The organism is Paenibacillus lycopersici (assembly GCF_010119935.1).
GTDB lineage: Bacteria > Bacillota > Bacilli > Paenibacillales > Paenibacillaceae > Paenibacillus_Z > Paenibacillus_Z lycopersici.
In genome coordinates this window covers 3,155,157-3,171,323 of sequence record NZ_CP048209.1, presented here as the reverse complement: position 1 = coordinate 3,171,323, position 16,167 = coordinate 3,155,157, and the positions used below count along the sequence as shown (strand labels likewise).

Below are 16,167 nucleotides of genomic sequence, written 5' to 3'. Positions count from 1 at the left end.
TTATTGATACCAGGATGCTTGAAGCGCAAACATGCGGCTGTACTCGCCTTGCCGCTGCATCAGCTCCTCGTGCGTGCCTTCTTCCACCAGCCTGCCGTCCTTCATGACCAGTATGCGATCCGCCAGTCTCGCGGCCCCCAATCGATGGGTCACGAGGAGCGCCGACCGTCCCTTGGTGACGTGCAGGAACAGATCGAACGCCTGCCTCTCCGCCGCCGGGTCCAGAGCCGCAGTCGGTTCGTCGAAGAAGACGAACTTCGCGTCGCGAAGCAGCGCGCGGGCGGTTACGATTCGCTGCCACTCCCCGCCCGACGGCTCTATCCCGCCAAAAGCCGCACCGAGCTGCGCATCGAGATCGCGATAACCGGCGCCGACGGCTTGCAGCGCCGCAGCCAGCTTGCCGTCGTTGTTCAATTCCGGCAGCGCGCCGATTGCCACGTTCTCCCGGAGCGTGATCGCCAGCTTGGTGAAATCCTGGAATACGGCCGACATCAACCGGTTCCGTTCGCCATGATTCAAGCTCGCACCGTCTGCTTGCCGCCAGAGGATCTCTCCTGCATCGGGCGCATACAAGCCGGTCAACAGCTTCACCAGCGTCGACTTGCCGGAGCCGTTGTGTCCAACCAATGCCGCGCGGCAGCCGCTGGGGATGACGAACGAGACGTCTTGTACCGCTTGTTTCTCCGATCCCGGGTAAGCGAAGCTCACTTGATGCACACGCAAGTCAAGGCCGTGTATGTGCCGGTCGGCTGCATCGATCGCCGGAGCTTCGATTGCTTCGGGCGATCCGGGAGCTTCGGAGGCCCTTGGAGTTGCGGGCGTTTCGGGGGCTTCGGGCGTTTCGGGAAAATCTGGAGTTTCATGATGCATAAAAGGTTCGGACGAAGCCTTCTGTACGCCATCCAGCCTCATATACGCGTTGTATTCCTCCCACCTCATGAATTGCGTACGCATGTTCATTCCCTGCGCGATCCATCCCGGCAGCTGCGACAGGAGCATCGTGAAGGCCATGAACAACAGCGTGAAATCCCCCGCCGAGAGATGCGATGCATTCGGAAGCAGCACGAGCATCGCGATCAGTATTCCGCCGAGCAGCGCCATGAGCAGCTCCGGCCCCAGCTTGCGGAGCTCGGAGCCGCGGGCGGCTTGCAGCGATTGTCGGGCCTGCTGCTTGTGCAACTGCGTCCAGCGGGCCGCAAGCAGCGGCTGCAAGCCGAACAGCCGCAGTTCTTTCGCCGACTCCCTCCCGGTCATCAACGCGGCGTAATGGCCGAGCAGCCTGCGGCCGCTCGTCTGGCTGCGGTCCGTCTGCTCGATGCTTTCGGCCGATTTGCCGGATACGCGGACAAGCAAGAGCCCCGCTGCGACGAGCAAGAAGACCGGCAGCCATTGGCCGAAGAACAGCATCATCGCGATTAAGACTGCCGCTTGGAGACAGGACTGCAATAATTGCGTCCCCGTGTTATAAATGTCGTAGAACGAAATTTTGGCGGCGCGGTCGTAGAGGTCTTGGGCTGCCGGCGTCTCGATGACCGCGAGCGGGAGACTTGCATGACGGCGCATCAGCAGCCGCTGCTCCTCATGCGCGCCGATTTCCATCAGGCGGGTCATCGCCATCGGAATGGGCACGCCGAGCACGATATTGTTGAGCACCATGAGCGCGCCGAGCCATGCTGCTTCCAGAAGGATCGGCGTTATCGAGTCGGGGGAATGCCACTGCCGAATGCGGTCGACCAGCGATTTCACCAGCCACAGCTCGATCGGCATTAATGGAATCAAGGCCAGGCTGCAAAGCAAGAGCACGAGCACGGGACGTTTCTCCAGGCGGTACAGCATCTTCGCCGCGGCGTTGATACAGAGGATATACTTGAAAATATCGGTTCACCCCATCTTGGAAGAGAATGATCTAACGATAGGGGTTTTTCCAAAAAAAGTATAGACTTATAATGAACCGCGATTTATAATACGAATATAGGGAGCTGAAATTAGCCCCCCTCTGCTTAAAATCACTCATAAACAGCCAACTGACACCTGAAAAGGTGTCTTTTTTGTTATGCGCAGGTTATTCGAAGCATGGTCGTAGAGCCGTGCGAGCGCCAAGCTGGCATACCGAGCAAGGATACCGAGCAGGGATATTGAATCAGAACTGCCTGCTTTCAGACCGGCCGTTCTGTGCTAGGATAGAAACTGTCTGTCCCCGATCGGAAGGAGTGCTGCAAGTGGAAGCTTACTTATTCGTTCTATTCGTCGGGCTGCTGGCCGGCGCGATAAGCGGCGTGATCGGCACGGGGTCCTCCATCATGCTGCTTCCCGTGCTCGTCATCACTTACGGCCCCAAGCAAGCCGTACCGATCATGGCGCTGGCAGCGATCATGGCGAATGTCTCCAGAGCTTTCGCGTGGCGTAACGAGATTGACTGGAAAGCGTGGGCCGCCTACTCGGTCACGGGCGTACCGGCCGCGGCGATCGGCGCCAGAACGCTGTTGGCCCTGCCGGCATCCGCCGTCGATGCGGCGCTCGGTTTGTTCTTCCTCGTCATGATTCCGGCACGGCGCTGGATGAATGCCAGGCAGCTGCGCATTCGCTGGTGGCAGCTGTCCGCCGCAGGAGCCGCGATCGGTTTTCTGACCGGCCTCGTCCTCTCCACCGGACCGCTCAGCGTGCCGGCGTTTACCTCGTACGGCTTAACCAAGGGCGCCTTTCTGTCGACGGAAGCGGCAAGCTCGCTGGCGCTCTATATCAGCAAGGCGGTGATGTTCCGGGAATTAGGCGCGCTCTCGCCCGCCATCCTGGCGCAGGGCGCGATCGTAGGCGCTTCGCTCATGGCCGGGACGTTCCTGGCGAAGCGGCTCGTACAGCGAATGAGCATGATTTCGTTTCGATTCGTGCTCGACATCCTGCTGCTAATCTCGGGCGTTTCCTTGCTGTGGACGGCGGTACGTTGATTAACGGTAAGGCGCAGCCCTCCCAACCCGCACAGGCATCGGCCGTTTAACCTTCGTTATCGGATTCCGGCCCCTATTGTCACTTCATTACTCATCTTCGGATCTCGCTTGACGCCGCATTACCGCTCGCTTATTCTTGCTTCTGACCGTTAATCCGATTGCTGGAGGGAATGTATATGATGGACGAACGCAAGCTGCCGGACATGCTGCTGGCATTGAGCGGCGAACGAATCAAGACCGCCGGCCAATGGCGGCAGACGCGGCGCCAGGAAATACTGGACTTGTTCCGCGAACATGTCTACGGATGGGAATCCGCCGGCCGGCCGGAAATCATGGAATTCGACACGAAGGTTACGCCTGCCATGATGGGCGGCAGCGCGGTCCGCAAGCAAGTCGACATTCGCTTCGAAGGACCGGGCGGAGCGGGCAGTATCCGGATGCTGCTGTTCCTACCGAGCACCTGCTCGAAGCCGTGTCCGGCTTTCCTGCTGCTGAATAACCGGGGATCCCAAGTGATGGACCCGGAGCGGGATGCCATCGCCCCCTTCTGGCCCGCGGAGCGAATGATCGCGCGCGGCTATGCAGCGGCCGTCCTGGACGTCGAGGACGCGGACCCGGACTTCCATGACGGCTTCCGGAACGGCGTGCACGGCATCTTTGACCGCTTGGACGGCGAGCGCCCCGCGAATGCCTGGGGAACGATCGCGGCTTGGGCATGGGCCGGAAGCCGCGCGATGGACTATCTGGAGACGGATCCCGACATCGACGCCTCGCGCGTCGCGGTCGTCGGACACTCGCGCGGCGGCAAGGCCGCGCTGTGGGCAGGCGCCCTGGACGAACGCTTCGCGTTCGTCGTCAGCAACGATTCCGGCTGTACGGGAGCCGCGATCGCCCGGGGCAAGCAGGGCGAAACGATCCGAAACATTAACGATCAGTTCCCGCATTGGTTCAACGGGAATTACAAGACGTACAACGACCGCGAAGAGCATCTTCCCGTCGACCAGCACATGCTGCTCGCGCTGATCGCTCCGCGCCCGTTATATGTCGCAAGCGCATCGAAGGACGAATGGGCCGATCCTCGCTCGGAATTTCTCTCGCTCCTCCATGCCGCTGACGCGTACCGGCTGTTCGGCTGCGAAGCGCTTGCGGGGATCGGCTTCCCGAATCCCGAAGAACCGCTTGCGAGCGAACGAACGGGCTATCATGTCCGGACCGGCGAGCATGATTTGAAGGAATACGACTGGGACCGCTTCATGGATTTCGCGGACAGGCATGCCTTCAAGCGTCATTAATCCGTGTTAGGCCGTGATTACGCGGCGCGCTCTGCCATTGACCGGCGGAACGAATGAAATTAATCCGCCTGCCCCGTGGAGAGCCGAATCGGCCGCAAAAGCTTCCCAGCGGTAGGAATTGGCAGCCAGCCGAGCCAAACCCGCTTCCGTGCAAGTCATGACAAAAAGGACACCTTTCACAAGTGGAAGGTGTCCTTCGCTTATATATTGAACGGAGCCGGCTGCTCAGACGGCATGTCTTGGACTTACCGGCATGTCTTAGTCTTACCGTCATGTCTTGGATTACCGTCAAGGGAACATTTCGTTCCCGCCGGCGGATGCCGAGATTTCCTCCGGCAGCTGCCCGAACGCCATGCCGGGCACCGAGCGCGGCTTGTATTCGATCACGTCCGAGGAATAGAGGGACACGTACAGTTTGCCGGGTACCGCCAGCGCGCGGATGAGGATCGGCTGATTGTACTGGTTATGGAAGACGAAGTCGGGTCCGCCCCAGCTGACCGTCGCATCGCGCCCCGGCCTCACGTACGGAACGTTCCGGCTGTGCGAGTACCGTTTCACGATTCGCAGCCCTGCGCGGTCGCTCGCGTTGAACAGCGTCGAGGAGACTTGGCATATCCCGCCGCCGATCCCTTCCGATAATTCGCCCCTGACGATGATCGGCGCTTCGAGGTAGCCTTTCTCCTTCGTTCGCTGGCCGACGATCTTGTTGAACGAGAACGTCTCCCCGGGGAAAATAACGGTATTGTTGATCGCCATCGCCGCCAGCTTGATGTTATGCGACCGGTTCTTGTTGCGGCTGTTGTAATAGGTGGCATACTGGCCGATCGGCTTCTCCCTGATTTCCGCCAGCAGCTCGCGGTCCACCCGCGGAAATACGGGCGCAAGCGGCGCATCGATCGCCGCAGCACCCGTGCCGTAGAAGAATGCGAAGAACTTCTCGGTAAACGCCTGCCGGTTGAGCCTATGCCCGATCTCTTCGGGCACGATGCCCCCGTGATCGCCGATGATGGCGTTGCGGGGAGCTTCGTAGCTTCTCTGATCCAGCGCGGTTACGAGCCGGTCGAATTTGTCCAAGTCCACCATCGTGAATCCGGGCGACGCGTAATCCGCCCGATCGATCACGGCAGCGTTCTGCCCCCGAAGCGTGACCGACAACCGGCCGTCCGTCTGCTCTTCGCCGCCGGCTGGCTGGTGCTGGTTCGACCACTGCCACATGATGCTTGCTAGTAAGAGCCATTTCATAAGGCATTCTCCACCTGTTCGATCGTCCATGGCTGCCAGACGGAGCTGCGGCGCAGTTGAAAGACGAGCGTCTTCTCCGTCTTGCGGGACCCTTCGCGATAAATGACCGATCTGGCCGGCACTTCGACGGCGAGCAGATCGGAAGCGGAGCTATCCGCGTAGTCGGACACTCTCCGGATGGCGATAACGCCGGACATCTCCCGCTTCAAGCGCTCCAGCTGTTCATGATTGCGAAACGGGAAAATCGCGCTCATGATCTCGGGATCCCGCTGATTGATCGCGATGAAGAACAGCTCCGCCACGCTGCCGGGCGAAGCCTGCTGCACGTATTGCGGAAGCTTGCCGGCCGCCTTGTGCACCATCGTCTGGTGATCCGGGTCGACGGTTCCCGTTTTGTGCGTGCTGCTGCCCAGAAAATGAATGCAGAAATGTCCGTCAAAGCCGTTGTCCGGGATACCGTCGCCGCCGTGCGGCATGCCGTGCATCGAAGCGGCGATCGTCTGGCCGTCCTTCTCGACGAGAATCGCCCTCCTTCTCCAGCTCCACTTTCCTTGATAGATCCGCTTCATGATTTCCGTGTCCTGTCTCGTCAGCGGCTGAACGTCGGCATGCGTGCTGCCCGCTCTCCGTTGTACGTCGAACCGCTGGCCAGTCTCCAGATCGACAACAGTGACGACCGACTTCATCGTAACGATTTCCTTGACTTCGGGCCACGACAGCAGTTTGCCGTAGTGCTTCGCTTTCAATGCGGACACTTGCGCGATCAGCTTCTGTTTCATGCTGCTGCAAAGCTGAATCGCCTTGGCGTTCGCTGAATCGTACAGCTGGTAGGCCGGATCGATCGTATAGGTTGTATCGTTGACCGCTAGATAAGTATCCGAGACGGGGGCATATGCGCTGGGATACGGCGTGCCCGCCGCGATCGCATCGGCCCATGCTTCCGAATCGAGCTTCAAATCGGAGGCCAGTGCCGCCGTTGGCGAAGCCTTGACGATCAGCCGGATGGAAGGTTGTTCCGATTGGCGCGACATGCCTTGCGCCGATTCGCAGAACAACGCCGCCAACGCGGCGACGATCAGGCATATGGAATAGCTGTTGCCTCTCATCCAATGTTCTCCTTTTTTTAGGAGGTAGTATACCCCCCGCTCCAGAGGCTATGCTGATTGATGTCGTCAATGAAAGCGAACAAGCCTTCCTTCCGCGCGAGAAGGAGGCTTGTTACTTGCTTAGATGAACTTCACGTCCGCCACGCGGCCGGCTTCCGTGAAGGCGATGTTCCGGTACACCTTATTCGAATCGGGATTCGCCGCTTCGGCATACAGCATCGGCACGAGCCGTTCCGCCGCAAGGGTCGCGCACAGTCCGCTGCGATCGATCGCGCTGGGATAACCCCGCTTGCGGCAGTATGGATCAGATTGTACGGCACTTCATCCACCTTAAACGTGGCCTTGTTCAAACGATCGTCGTTCGCATCGAATGACCGGAACATGCCCCCCTCATTGTCTCGTATAAACGCCAAAAAGCCCCGTCCCCAAAGGGACGGAGCCCGCTCCGCGTTACGTTTCGGCTGACCGCTGCCTTGCACCGACCGGCAGTTCTCTGTACGCAAACCATCATTTACGCAATCTGTCATTTAAACAATCTGTCATTTAAGCAAAATGAACGATTACGGCGGATATGGAGACGGGTACGCTCAATCGTCGCTTCTTCCGGCAATCGTTCCGTCTGCAAAGCCTTGCTTCACGGCGTAGATGGCGGCCTGCGTACGATCCGCCATGCCCAGCTTATCGAGCAGATGGCTGACATGGGTTTTGACCGTCCTCTCCGTAATGAACAACGCCTCGCCGATTTCCTTGTTGCTCTTCCCCTGCGCGATGTGCGCGAGCACCTCCCGCTCCCGTCTGGTCAGCTCGGACAGCGGGTCGGCTGTCGCGGCGACCGGATTGGAAGGCCGCACATCATCGGGAGCGGCCATCATGTCCATCAGCTGGCCGGTAATGCTGGGATGAAGCTCCACCTGACCAAGATAGACGCGCCGAATGGCCGACGCCAGCTCGTCGGGCTCGATGTCCTTGAGCAAGTACCCGCGAGCACCGGCGCGAATGGCGGGCAGCGCATGATCCTGATCGGCGAACGAAGTAAGCACGATCACCTTGATCGCCGGATGCGCGCGCTTCAGCTGCCTGGTCGCTTCGATCCCGTTCAGTACCGGCATGTTCAAATCCATCAGCACGATATCGGGCTGCAGCAGAGCCGCCTGTTCGAGCGTCTCCTGTCCGGTTGCCGCCTCGCCTACCAATGTCATATCCGTCTGCGTCGCCAGGAAGACATGCAGCCCTTTGCGAACCATCGCATGATCGTCGGCGAGCAGCAGTTTGATCTTCATCTCCACCCTCACCTCAGCTAGAATAGTTTGGCGCCGGCAGCGGGATGGCCGCTTCCACGATCGTGCCTTTCCTGCCGGCGCCGATGGCCTTGAATCGCCCGCCGAGCGCCTCCGTCCGCTCCCGCATGCTTGCCAGGCCGATGGAATCTTGCCGCGCCCGTTCGCCCGCTCCCCCCATGCCGCATCCGTTATCGGCAATGCGCAAGATCGCGCGGTTATCCTCCAGCTCCAGGCTGACGTCCGCCGCGGATACGCCCGCATGCTTGCGCACATTGTTCAATGCTTCCTGGCCGATGCGCCACAGCGCCTCTTCGATCAAGCCGGGAATCTCGCGAACGCCGGACAGCTGCGAGCGAATCTGCAGCCCGAGCTTATCCCCGTACATGCTCAGTGCGGCAACCAGACCGGTTTCGAGGCCTGCCGGCCGCAGCTGCATGATCAGCTCGCGCATTTCCTTCAACGCCTGCTGGGACAGGGCTTGCATATCCTGGACCGCAAGCAGCGCGGCTTCCGTCTTCCGCTCCTCTCCGTCTCCGGCCGGAGCCAGCAAACTTTCGGTCCCCTTGGCCGTCATGGATAGCGAGAACAGCATCTGGCATACGGAATCATGCAGATCGCGGGCGATCCGGTTCCGCTCGTCCAGACGGGCCAGCTCGCGGCGGTTCGCTTCCAGGCAGACGCTGTCGAGCGCGACGGCGAAATGCTCGCCAAGCGCTTTCAGCGCCTCGTTCTCGATGTCCGCATGCCCGCTCTCCTCTTCGTCTCCGACGATGATGACCCACGGCAGGCTTAGCCCCGAGTTCGGGACATGCACGGCCGCGATCGCCGCAAGCGACAGCGGCGGCTGCTCCCGGTTCCGCTGTTCCACGACTGCAGCCGCTTCCTTGCCGGAAGCTCGCGCCAAGCGCCACTTCTCTCCGATCCGGCGAAGCCATGCCGCGCCTTCCGGGCGCAGCTGCGAAGGCTCGATGCACACGCGGCCCCGCGCGTGGCTTGCCCGTACGATAAAATCATCGCCGACGCGCTCCATGATCGCCGCGAACTTCCATTCGAACTGTGCGGCAATCAGGGCGATCGCCTGTTCCCCCAGCGCAGCGGAACCGGCATGCGACATCGTCGCCACGCGAAGCGATCTGCTGAAATTGCCGAGACGCTCGAACAAGTCCGCTCTGCGCTGCTCGGCCGAATAGAGGCGCATCCGTTCCACCGCGCCGCCGATCTGAAACGCGACCGATTGCAGCAGCGCCAGCTCCTCGTCGGAGAACTTCTCCTTCCCCGGGGCGGCGACGTTCAGCACGCCTACCTTGCGGCTGCCGGACCGAAGAGGCACGGTTGCGTGATGGGTGATGCCCCGCGTATCGCCTGAGCGGTAAGCCACCGCGTCCTCCAGCCTTTTGCAGCTCATGATGTTGACGGCATTGTTCAGTTTACCGTCCCTGTACCGGTCCATGCACCAGCAGCGGCCGGTTCTCATGGGCTGTCTATTCAGATGGAGCAGCGCCGGGGGCAAGCCGCAGTCCGCTGCCAGCACGTAGTCCGATTGGCCGTCCGCAAGAAAAATCCAACCCGATGCGAGCCCGGTCAGCTCCAGTAATTTGTCCAGCACGAGCGTGAGCATGGGGGCCAGCTCTCCGGGTTGGTTGAGCGTTTCGGCGATCGTCTTGAGCGTGATCAGCTCATGAACCCGCGGTTCCTTGGACAAGATTAGGTCTCCTCTCTATCTGGGCGTTTCTGCGTACCGATTGCGATCGACACCTAATCAATCCTACACTTATTCGCCCTTCGGGGCCGGTTCTCCTGCGCTAACGCGACCGCTCGATAGCCATGCTGGCCGTTCGTCAGATACCCGGCACCGAATCGGCTACCGTTTCTTCAGCCTCGATGAATTCTAGGAGCTCGCCGTCCGGTCCGGTCAGAAAGGCGCTGCGCCATCCGTTCCCCCACCGGACAGGCCCTTCGACGAGCACGCAGCCGGCACGCGGCAGACGATCGAGCCACGGGATCAATTCTTCCACCTCGAGCGCCAAATGCATCCGGGACGCGGGCGATATGGCCGATGCGGACTGAACCAGCTCCAATCGATGCCCGCCCAGCGCGAGAAAGACGATCCGCTCGCCGTTCAGATCGATCCGCGATGTCAGCGCGAAGCCGATGACATTCGCATAGAAATCGGCAGAACGTGCCAAATCCCGAACTTCAATTGCAAAGTGATGTACCTTCATCGTCACGGCTCCTTCCGTTACAGGATCACGTTCATATCGCCGAACTCATGCCAGAGGTAGCCGTATTCGATGGCTTCCCGGTACGCATCGGACAGCAGGGCGGGATCGATGAAAGCAGCCAGTAGTTCCAGATGGCTTGCTTCCGGCTCATGAAATCCGCTGATCAGCCCGTCCGCGATCCGCAATGGCGTCGTTGCTTCGATCATCAGATTGGTCCTTCCCGTTCCGGACGCCAATCGGCCGCTGCCGTCCGCAGCCGATTCCAGCGCCCTTACGACCGTCGTACCGACCGCGATCACCCTGCCGCCGTCCGCTTTCGTCCGCATGATCGCTTCTGCCGTATCCGGCGGTACCTCGTAGGATTCGAAATTGCGGCGCGGATCCGGAAATCCGTCTCCGTCGAGCAGATAGCTGAGTCCGGTATGGAGCTGCACGTACGCAATGCCGACGCCGCGGCGTTGCAGCTTGAAGAGCAGTTCCCAGCTGAATGCTCTGCCGGCGGAAGGCATTTCGACGGAGCCGGGCGTAGATGCATACACGGTCTGATAGTAATCCAGCGCCCAGGGATGCGAGATATATTCGTAACGAATCGGTTCGGCAAGGGCATACAGCTGGTTCGTCAACAGCGTACCCTCCAGCGAGAAAGTAAGGATCGCCATCGACTTCGACACGACCTCCGTTACGCTGGCCGCCAATGGGCCGGCGAACGCGAACCTATCGCCCTGGAGCGGCCGAATCCCGGTCGATACGACGAGTGCCTGCCATGTACGGTCGTCGATTCGGCTGGCAAGCCGGATCTCGATGTCTTCGCCGAGCACGGAACCGCTTCTGCTCCAAGTGCCGCGAAGCACGGCCGGTATCGTCCGGCTGGCATTCAGGACAAGCAAATCTCCCGGACGCAAATAGTCATCCAATTGATAAAACAATCCATGCGCCACGCTTCCGGTGCGCCTGTCCAGCACCATCATTTTCACATGATCGCGCCGGATGCCTCTTCGTTCGGGAGGCGCTGCCGCATTCAGCTCCTCCGGTATGTGAAACGCGGGAATGCTAGCTCTGACGGTCATGATCCTCAACTCCTTCCGGCCATTCGAATTGCTGCGCGAGTAAACGCTGGCCGTTAACGCTTCTGGATGCGCCGGAGGCCAAGTACAGGAACGCGTCCGTCACCTCGCGCGGATCCGCAAGGGCGTAGTCGCAATCCGGTACGGCCAAGGCATGCATTTCCGTATCCATCTCCCCCGGATCCACCATGTTCACGCGCACTGCCGTTTCTTGCAGTTCATCCGCCCACGTTTCCGTCAAGCCTTCCACGGCAAACTTGGAGATGCCGTAAGCGCCCCAGCCCGCATATCCCGTCTCGCCCGCTTCGGACGTGACGTTAATGATCGAGCCTTCTCCGCGTACCAGCATATTGGCGAGCACGCGGCGGGTTACCAGGAACGGGCCGACCGCGTTCACGCGCAGCACATCGGCGTAATCCTCCTCCGGATAGTCGAGCAGAAGCGGTATCGGACTCGGGCCCAGGATAGCGGCGTTATTGATCAGCACGTCGACTCCGCCATAGACGACCTCGGCCGCGGCGACGAACCGTTCCACGTCGCGGGACAGCGACATATCTCCCGCGATTGCCAATACTTGCGCACCCAGCGCTTCAAGCTCCTGCTTGACTTGCATGAGCGGCGCTTCGCTTCGCGCCGACAGCGCAAGCCTTGCTCCGTTCCTGGCGAATGCGCCGGCCAGCGCTTTGCCTAGCCCTCGCGAAGCGCCGGTAATCATGACCGTTTTTCCTTGTAAGTCCAACATAGTCTCCCTCCTCGATGTGAGGCCGAACCTGCTTAAGATGCGGCGTTTCATAGTTGTATCTTAACGGTTCGGCGCCGAATCGGCGTCAGCAGCAAGGATGAACGTCAAACGTAAAAATGCCCATCCGACGGATGAGCATGTTCTACGACTTTGGTATGAGGCGGCGGCGCGGATCGTTCCGGGCGACTTCGATAATCCGTCATCGCTTCATGCGTGATCTGCAATCAAGCATCGCTTCGCGCGCTATCTGCGCTTCAGAATGCCCAAATACTGTTCCCATGGCCCTACGTCGGATCGGTACCGCCCGGCCATGACGCGGACGATCTGGGCGATGTGCGTGAAATCATGAACGGCCCAAGCCGCGATCAGCTCGCTCAGCCTGACTTCGCCGAACTCCGGATGACGGCCGGTCTGTTCGAAGTCGGTGTCCGGCGGTACAAGCGCCCTCAGCAGGTCGATGTTATGCGATCGTATATCCCTGAACTCCTGCAATTTCGATTCAAGCCCGCCCGCCGCGCCGCTGCGCAAATGCGCGAATCGGTCAAAGGGCGGAAACGGCTTGCCGGCCCCTTCCCGCAGCAGAAAGGAAATCCGCGGAATCCAGTTCGTCCGCTCGGCTTCGAGCAGATGATCGATGACTTCCGCCGCGTTCCACGTTCCGTCGCCTTCCCTGACCTGCAGCCAGCCTTCGGATAGGCCGGACAATAACTGCTCCAGCGAACGGGGCGCGCGTTCGAGTACTTCGATCGCTTCTTCGAGATTGAAATTCATCGGAACGCTCCTTTTGCTCGTCAGGACGATGCGGCTTGCGAACAGGCCAGCCCCAACGATTGATGCGGCTGCGGCGCAGGCACAATTCCAAGCGGCTGTGCCTGCGAGGAAGCCTTCTCATACGCACTCGTATCAGGCCGTCCCTCGGACTTAGACGCGCGGGCCTTGGCCGGCAGCTTGCAGGCGGCGCTTCGCTTCTTCGTAGACCTCCGCAGGAAGCGCACCTTTCTCGGCAATCCGGATATTCTCGGCCAGATGCTCCGGATTCTTCGTTCCGACGATCGTTGTCGTCATTGCCGGATGGCTGAGCGTATAGCGCAGCATGAACCCGGTCCGGCTCTCGCCTTCCTCCAGCAGCTCGTCCAGGCCCGCCTTCTCCCAGACGTCCCACCGGTCTTCATTGCCGAGTCCCGCTCCGGGCTCTCCGCGGCCTACGCCGCCGCGGATAATCGTGCCGGCGCCGGCTGCCGCCGCTTCCGAAATGATGTTCTCGTGATCTCGTTCAAGCGCGGAATACGGAATTTGGAAGCTGTCGAACACGCCGGACTGAATGTAGCCGGCGATATGCGGCAGCGTCGAGGAAATGCCGATCCAGCGCACCTTGCCGGAAGCCTGTATCTCCCGCAGCACTTCGACCAGGCCGCCTTCTTCGGTTTGCTCGATTGTCGGGTTATGAAGCTGCAGCAGGTCGATATAGTCCGTATTCATGCGCCGCAGGCTGGTCTCGATGTTATGCAGCAAATTATCCCTTGTCCATACATGAGGCGTCTCATCGTGATCGCCGCGGTCGACGACCGTGCATCCGCATTTCGTTGCCAGAATATACTCGCTGCGGCGGCGGCTGACGAAGCGGCCGATGTACGCTTCGCTTAAACCGTAATCATAGGACGTGTCAATGAAGTTAATCCCCGCATCCAGCACGGCGTTCAAGATTCGATCGGCTTCGTCGTCCGTAACGGGACGTCCGCCCCAGATCCGCGGACCGCGAATTTCCATAGCGCCGAACCCCAGCTTCGTTACCTCGAGCCCCGTTCTGCCTAAATTTGACTTAAGCATGTGTGCTTCCTCCTCCATGATCGGATATATTCGACATGCAAGCGCTTCGAATCTATTCATTATACCAATAGGATCTACCGGATTTAAGCAGTGAAAAAATGATTACTCACTATCCTTGAAGTAACCCTCCTATGCAAAAGTCCGCGTATCCGCGGACTTCGGCTGGTCAAGCACATGCTATTCCTCGCGATCATGCTATGCGCGCGTATTGTTGCGGATCATGTCGCCGCGCGACTGGCTATGCCCGATAAGGCTCATGCGGACGGTTCCTTGCCTCCACGTCGCGCTCCCCGAGCTGACCGTGGTCGTTGCTGCCCCATACCCAGAAGCGGCCGTCCTTCGTCATGGCCATGGCATGCTTGGTGCCCGCCGCGATATGCACGACATCGGCAAGCTTCCCGATCGGCGCGGGCACGCTTCTGCGTTCATTCGTTCCGTCGCCGAGCTCGCCGAACGAATTGGCTCCCCAGGACCATACGGTTCCGTCCGTACGCAGGGCCAGCGTGAACGCGCCTCCGGCCGCGATGGCAGCGACATTCGTCAATCCGGGGACCTTCCGCGGCTCGGGCGACGAGCCGTTCATCACCGTTCCGTCCCCCAGCTGGCCCTCATTGTTGTAGCCCCATGTCCATACGCTCCCGTCGTCTTGCAGCGCGACGCCGTGAGATCCGCCGGCGGCGATGAATGCGATATGCGCCAGCGCGTCCAGCCGGACCGGAGCCAGGCTCTCGTTCAAGATCGGGAACGCAGGCGTGCTGTCGCCGAAGCCGCCCCAGCGCCACACCGTGCCGTCCGCCTTCAACGCCATCGAATGGAAGAACCCGGCCGCGACCTCCAGCACGTCCGTCATTCCGCTCACCATCGCCGGTTCGCTCCGCTGCGCTGTCGTGCCGTCGCCAAGCTGGCCGTACCAGTTCTGCCCCCATGACCAGACGGAGCGGTCCGTGCGCAGCGCCAGGGCGTGGAATACGCCGGCCGACACGGCTTCGACCGCATCGATCCCTGCGACCGGAATCGGCTTCTCCACGTATTCCCGGTCCTTGCCGCCGCTTCCAAGCTGACCGTGGCTGTTACTGCCCCAGCCCCATACGGTGCCGTCGCTTCTCACGGCAAAGGAATGGTAGTGGCCCGATGCGCCAGCCACCATTTTCACGTCCGACAGCAGCTGAACCGGAGCTGCCACCGCTCCGCCGGAGCCCTCCCCGAAATTGCCCCAGCCCCACGCCGTACCGTCCGCCTTGATAGCCAAGGTATGCTCGTAACCGCCGGCCGTATACTTCTTCTTCTGCTTCGTAAAGTTTCCTCCGGTGAAGCCTTCGAACATTTCATGCGCGTTCATTGGCATGCCCCCCGCCGCGAATTGGATCGTGCGATCGACCGTTTCGATGATTTCTTCCAACCGTCTCTTCTTCTGCAGCAGCAAGTCCCTGTGAACGACGAGCGCCCGATAACGGTCGAAGTCCGGGCGGTCCAGGATGTTCTTGATCTCCTCCAACGAGAAACCGAGCTCTCTGAAAAACAAAATCTGCTGCAGCCGTTCAAGCTCCCTGTCCGAATACAGGCGATGACCGGCAGCATTCACCGTTTCCGGCATCAGCAGGCCGATTTCGTTATAATGATGCAGCGTCCGGATACTCACGCCGATCAAAGCCGCGGCCTCCTTCACCTTCAAAGACATCACCATCACCTCCGACTCGATCATATAACCTCACGCAGCGTGAGAGGCAAGAGGTAACTTAAGACTGCATCATCGCTGCCGAAATCACCGCAAGCGCCTTGCGCGCGGACTCCTCGGTCGAGTCCATGCTCGTGTCGAGCGTTGCGATCGCAGGCGTATTGGCCGGACCGTGCCCGATCAGCCATTGGTTGTAGCCGACCATGGCTTGAACGAATTCATCGCTGCCGCTGGCTCTCCAAGACGGGCGGCGCTTCAGCCGTTCCTCCAGCAAGCGGCTTTCGCATACAAGCGCAATATAATGGATCGCTTCAAAATAACGCCGCTCCTCGCAATTCTCCAGCTGATCCGGCATGGCCGTACCGCATAAGACGACGGGCTTCCCCGCTTGCGCGATATTCTTCGCCGTACGCAGCCACATCTCCCGGTAAGCCCGGTAGTTGGTCTCGGGCTCGTTGTAGCGGTTATCCCACAGAATATCCGTTTCCATGACGACGACGTCCTTGGTCAGATTCGAGAGCTGCAGCGCCAACGTCGATTTCCCGGTTCCGCTGGCGCCCGTCACGACGAACAACGGCAGCCGGAGAAAGGGATGCGGATGATTGCACGAGGGACAGATCGCACAGGCGCCGTCCTTGGTTTGCCGAATGGTTTTGTCGACACGGTATTCACCGCATGAAGGGCAGACATTGAACATCCGCTCCACCTCCTGTCTATTTGAATACAAGTATAGAATAGATGCCGAACGCCGGTCTACGCCATCATTGACGCC

At 60.2% G+C, this 16,167-nt stretch carries 14 protein-coding genes; 2 read left to right on the top strand and 12 right to left on the bottom strand.

The window, feature by feature from the left end; genetic code table 11:
• A complete protein-coding gene (locus GXP70_RS14080; RefSeq protein ID WP_225442800.1) occupies window positions 1-1,809 on the bottom strand; it encodes an ATP-binding cassette domain-containing protein in 1,809 nt (602 codons plus the stop codon).
• A 410-nt stretch (window positions 1,810-2,219) separates the two neighbouring features.
• Here GXP70_RS14080 and GXP70_RS14075 point away from each other — a divergent pair, with 410 nt between their 5' ends.
• Together GXP70_RS14075 and GXP70_RS14070 are read left to right on the top strand one after the other, a co-directional pair.
• Entirely contained in the window at window positions 2,220-2,945 is a 726-nt protein-coding gene (locus GXP70_RS14075) for a sulfite exporter TauE/SafE family protein (RefSeq protein WP_162357399.1), read from the top strand.
• Window positions 2,946-3,121: 176 nt separating this feature from the next.
• Window positions 3,122-4,237, top strand: a complete 1,116-nt coding sequence (locus GXP70_RS14070; protein ID WP_162357398.1) for a dienelactone hydrolase family protein — start codon at window positions 3,122-3,124, stop codon at window positions 4,235-4,237.
• Window positions 4,238-4,525: 288 nt separating this feature from the next.
• Here the strand turns inward: GXP70_RS14070 and GXP70_RS14065 are convergent, their stop codons facing one another.
• From GXP70_RS14065 to GXP70_RS14015, 11 genes are all read right to left on the bottom strand, one after another.
• Window positions 4,526-5,479, bottom strand: coding sequence for a VanW family protein (locus GXP70_RS14065; protein ID WP_162357397.1), 954 nt, complete (start codon window positions 5,477-5,479; stop codon window positions 4,526-4,528).
• On the bottom strand, window positions 5,476-6,585 hold the full coding sequence (locus GXP70_RS14060) for a hypothetical protein (RefSeq protein WP_162357396.1): 1,110 nt from the start codon (window positions 6,583-6,585) through the stop codon (window positions 5,476-5,478). The genes GXP70_RS14065 and GXP70_RS14060 overlap by 4 nt, the downstream gene beginning before the upstream one ends.
• A gap of 587 nt (window positions 6,586-7,172) precedes the next feature.
• A complete protein-coding gene (locus tag GXP70_RS14055; RefSeq protein WP_162357395.1) occupies window positions 7,173-7,865 on the bottom strand; it encodes a response regulator in 693 nt (230 codons plus the stop codon).
• Between the two features lie 13 nt (window positions 7,866-7,878).
• Window positions 7,879-9,567 (bottom strand): GAF domain-containing sensor histidine kinase, encoded by a 1,689-nt coding sequence (locus GXP70_RS14050; RefSeq protein WP_225442799.1) that lies wholly within the window; start codon window positions 9,565-9,567, stop codon window positions 7,879-7,881.
• A 136-nt stretch (window positions 9,568-9,703) separates the two neighbouring features.
• Complete coding sequence (locus tag GXP70_RS14045; RefSeq protein ID WP_162357394.1) at window positions 9,704-10,087, bottom strand: VOC family protein; 384 nt, start codon at window positions 10,085-10,087, stop codon at window positions 9,704-9,706.
• A gap of 17 nt (window positions 10,088-10,104) precedes the next feature.
• Complete coding sequence (locus tag GXP70_RS14040) at window positions 10,105-11,154, bottom strand: S-adenosylmethionine:tRNA ribosyltransferase-isomerase (RefSeq protein WP_162357393.1); 1,050 nt, start codon at window positions 11,152-11,154, stop codon at window positions 10,105-10,107.
• On the bottom strand, window positions 11,138-11,893 hold the full coding sequence (locus tag GXP70_RS14035; RefSeq protein WP_162357392.1) for an SDR family NAD(P)-dependent oxidoreductase: 756 nt from the start codon (window positions 11,891-11,893) through the stop codon (window positions 11,138-11,140). Before GXP70_RS14035 ends, GXP70_RS14040 begins: the two co-directional genes overlap by 17 nt.
• A 243-nt stretch (window positions 11,894-12,136) precedes the next feature.
• On the bottom strand, window positions 12,137-12,664 hold the full coding sequence (locus tag GXP70_RS14030; RefSeq protein ID WP_162357391.1) for a DinB family protein: 528 nt from the start codon (window positions 12,662-12,664) through the stop codon (window positions 12,137-12,139).
• A 150-nt stretch (window positions 12,665-12,814) separates the two neighbouring features.
• Window positions 12,815-13,720: an aldo/keto reductase gene (locus GXP70_RS14025; RefSeq protein WP_162357390.1), complete on the bottom strand. Its 906-nt coding sequence runs from the start codon at window positions 13,718-13,720 to the stop codon at window positions 12,815-12,817.
• A gap of 238 nt (window positions 13,721-13,958) precedes the next feature.
• On the bottom strand, window positions 13,959-15,398 hold the full coding sequence (locus GXP70_RS14020; RefSeq protein ID WP_162357389.1) for an RCC1 domain-containing protein: 1,440 nt from the start codon (window positions 15,396-15,398) through the stop codon (window positions 13,959-13,961).
• A 58-nt stretch (window positions 15,399-15,456) separates the two neighbouring features.
• The gene (locus GXP70_RS14015; RefSeq protein WP_162357388.1) at window positions 15,457-16,092 is read right to left on the bottom strand and encodes a P-loop nucleotide/nucleoside kinase family protein; all 636 of its coding nucleotides are present in this window, start codon (window positions 16,090-16,092) and stop codon (window positions 15,457-15,459) included.
• Between the last annotated feature and the right edge of the window lie 75 nt (window positions 16,093-16,167).

Excerpts from the sequence above, each read along its gene's own strand:
- GXP70_RS14070 (WP_162357398.1), top strand. The coding sequence starts at position 3,122 with ATGATGGACGAACGCAAGCTGCCGGACATGCTGCTGGCATTGAGCGGC.
- GXP70_RS14065 (WP_162357397.1), bottom strand. The coding sequence starts at position 5,479 with ATGAAATGGCTCTTACTAGCAAGCATCATGTGGCAGTGGTCGAACCAG.
- GXP70_RS14060 (WP_162357396.1), bottom strand. The coding sequence starts at position 6,585 with ATGAGAGGCAACAGCTATTCCATATGCCTGATCGTCGCCGCGTTGGCG.
- GXP70_RS14055 (WP_162357395.1), bottom strand. The coding sequence starts at position 7,865 with ATGAAGATCAAACTGCTGCTCGCCGACGATCATGCGATGGTTCGCAAA.
- GXP70_RS14045 (WP_162357394.1), bottom strand. The coding sequence starts at position 10,087 with ATGAAGGTACATCACTTTGCAATTGAAGTTCGGGATTTGGCACGTTCT.
- GXP70_RS14040 (WP_162357393.1), bottom strand. The coding sequence starts at position 11,154 with ATGACCGTCAGAGCTAGCATTCCCGCGTTTCACATACCGGAGGAGCTG.
- GXP70_RS14035 (WP_162357392.1), bottom strand. The coding sequence starts at position 11,893 with ATGTTGGACTTACAAGGAAAAACGGTCATGATTACCGGCGCTTCGCGA.
- GXP70_RS14030 (WP_162357391.1), bottom strand. The coding sequence starts at position 12,664 with ATGAATTTCAATCTCGAAGAAGCGATCGAAGTACTCGAACGCGCGCCC.
- GXP70_RS14025 (WP_162357390.1), bottom strand. The coding sequence starts at position 13,720 with ATGCTTAAGTCAAATTTAGGCAGAACGGGGCTCGAGGTAACGAAGCTG.
- GXP70_RS14020 (WP_162357389.1), bottom strand. The coding sequence starts at position 15,398 with ATGTCTTTGAAGGTGAAGGAGGCCGCGGCTTTGATCGGCGTGAGTATC.
- GXP70_RS14015 (WP_162357388.1), bottom strand. The coding sequence starts at position 16,092 with ATGTTCAATGTCTGCCCTTCATGCGGTGAATACCGTGTCGACAAAACC.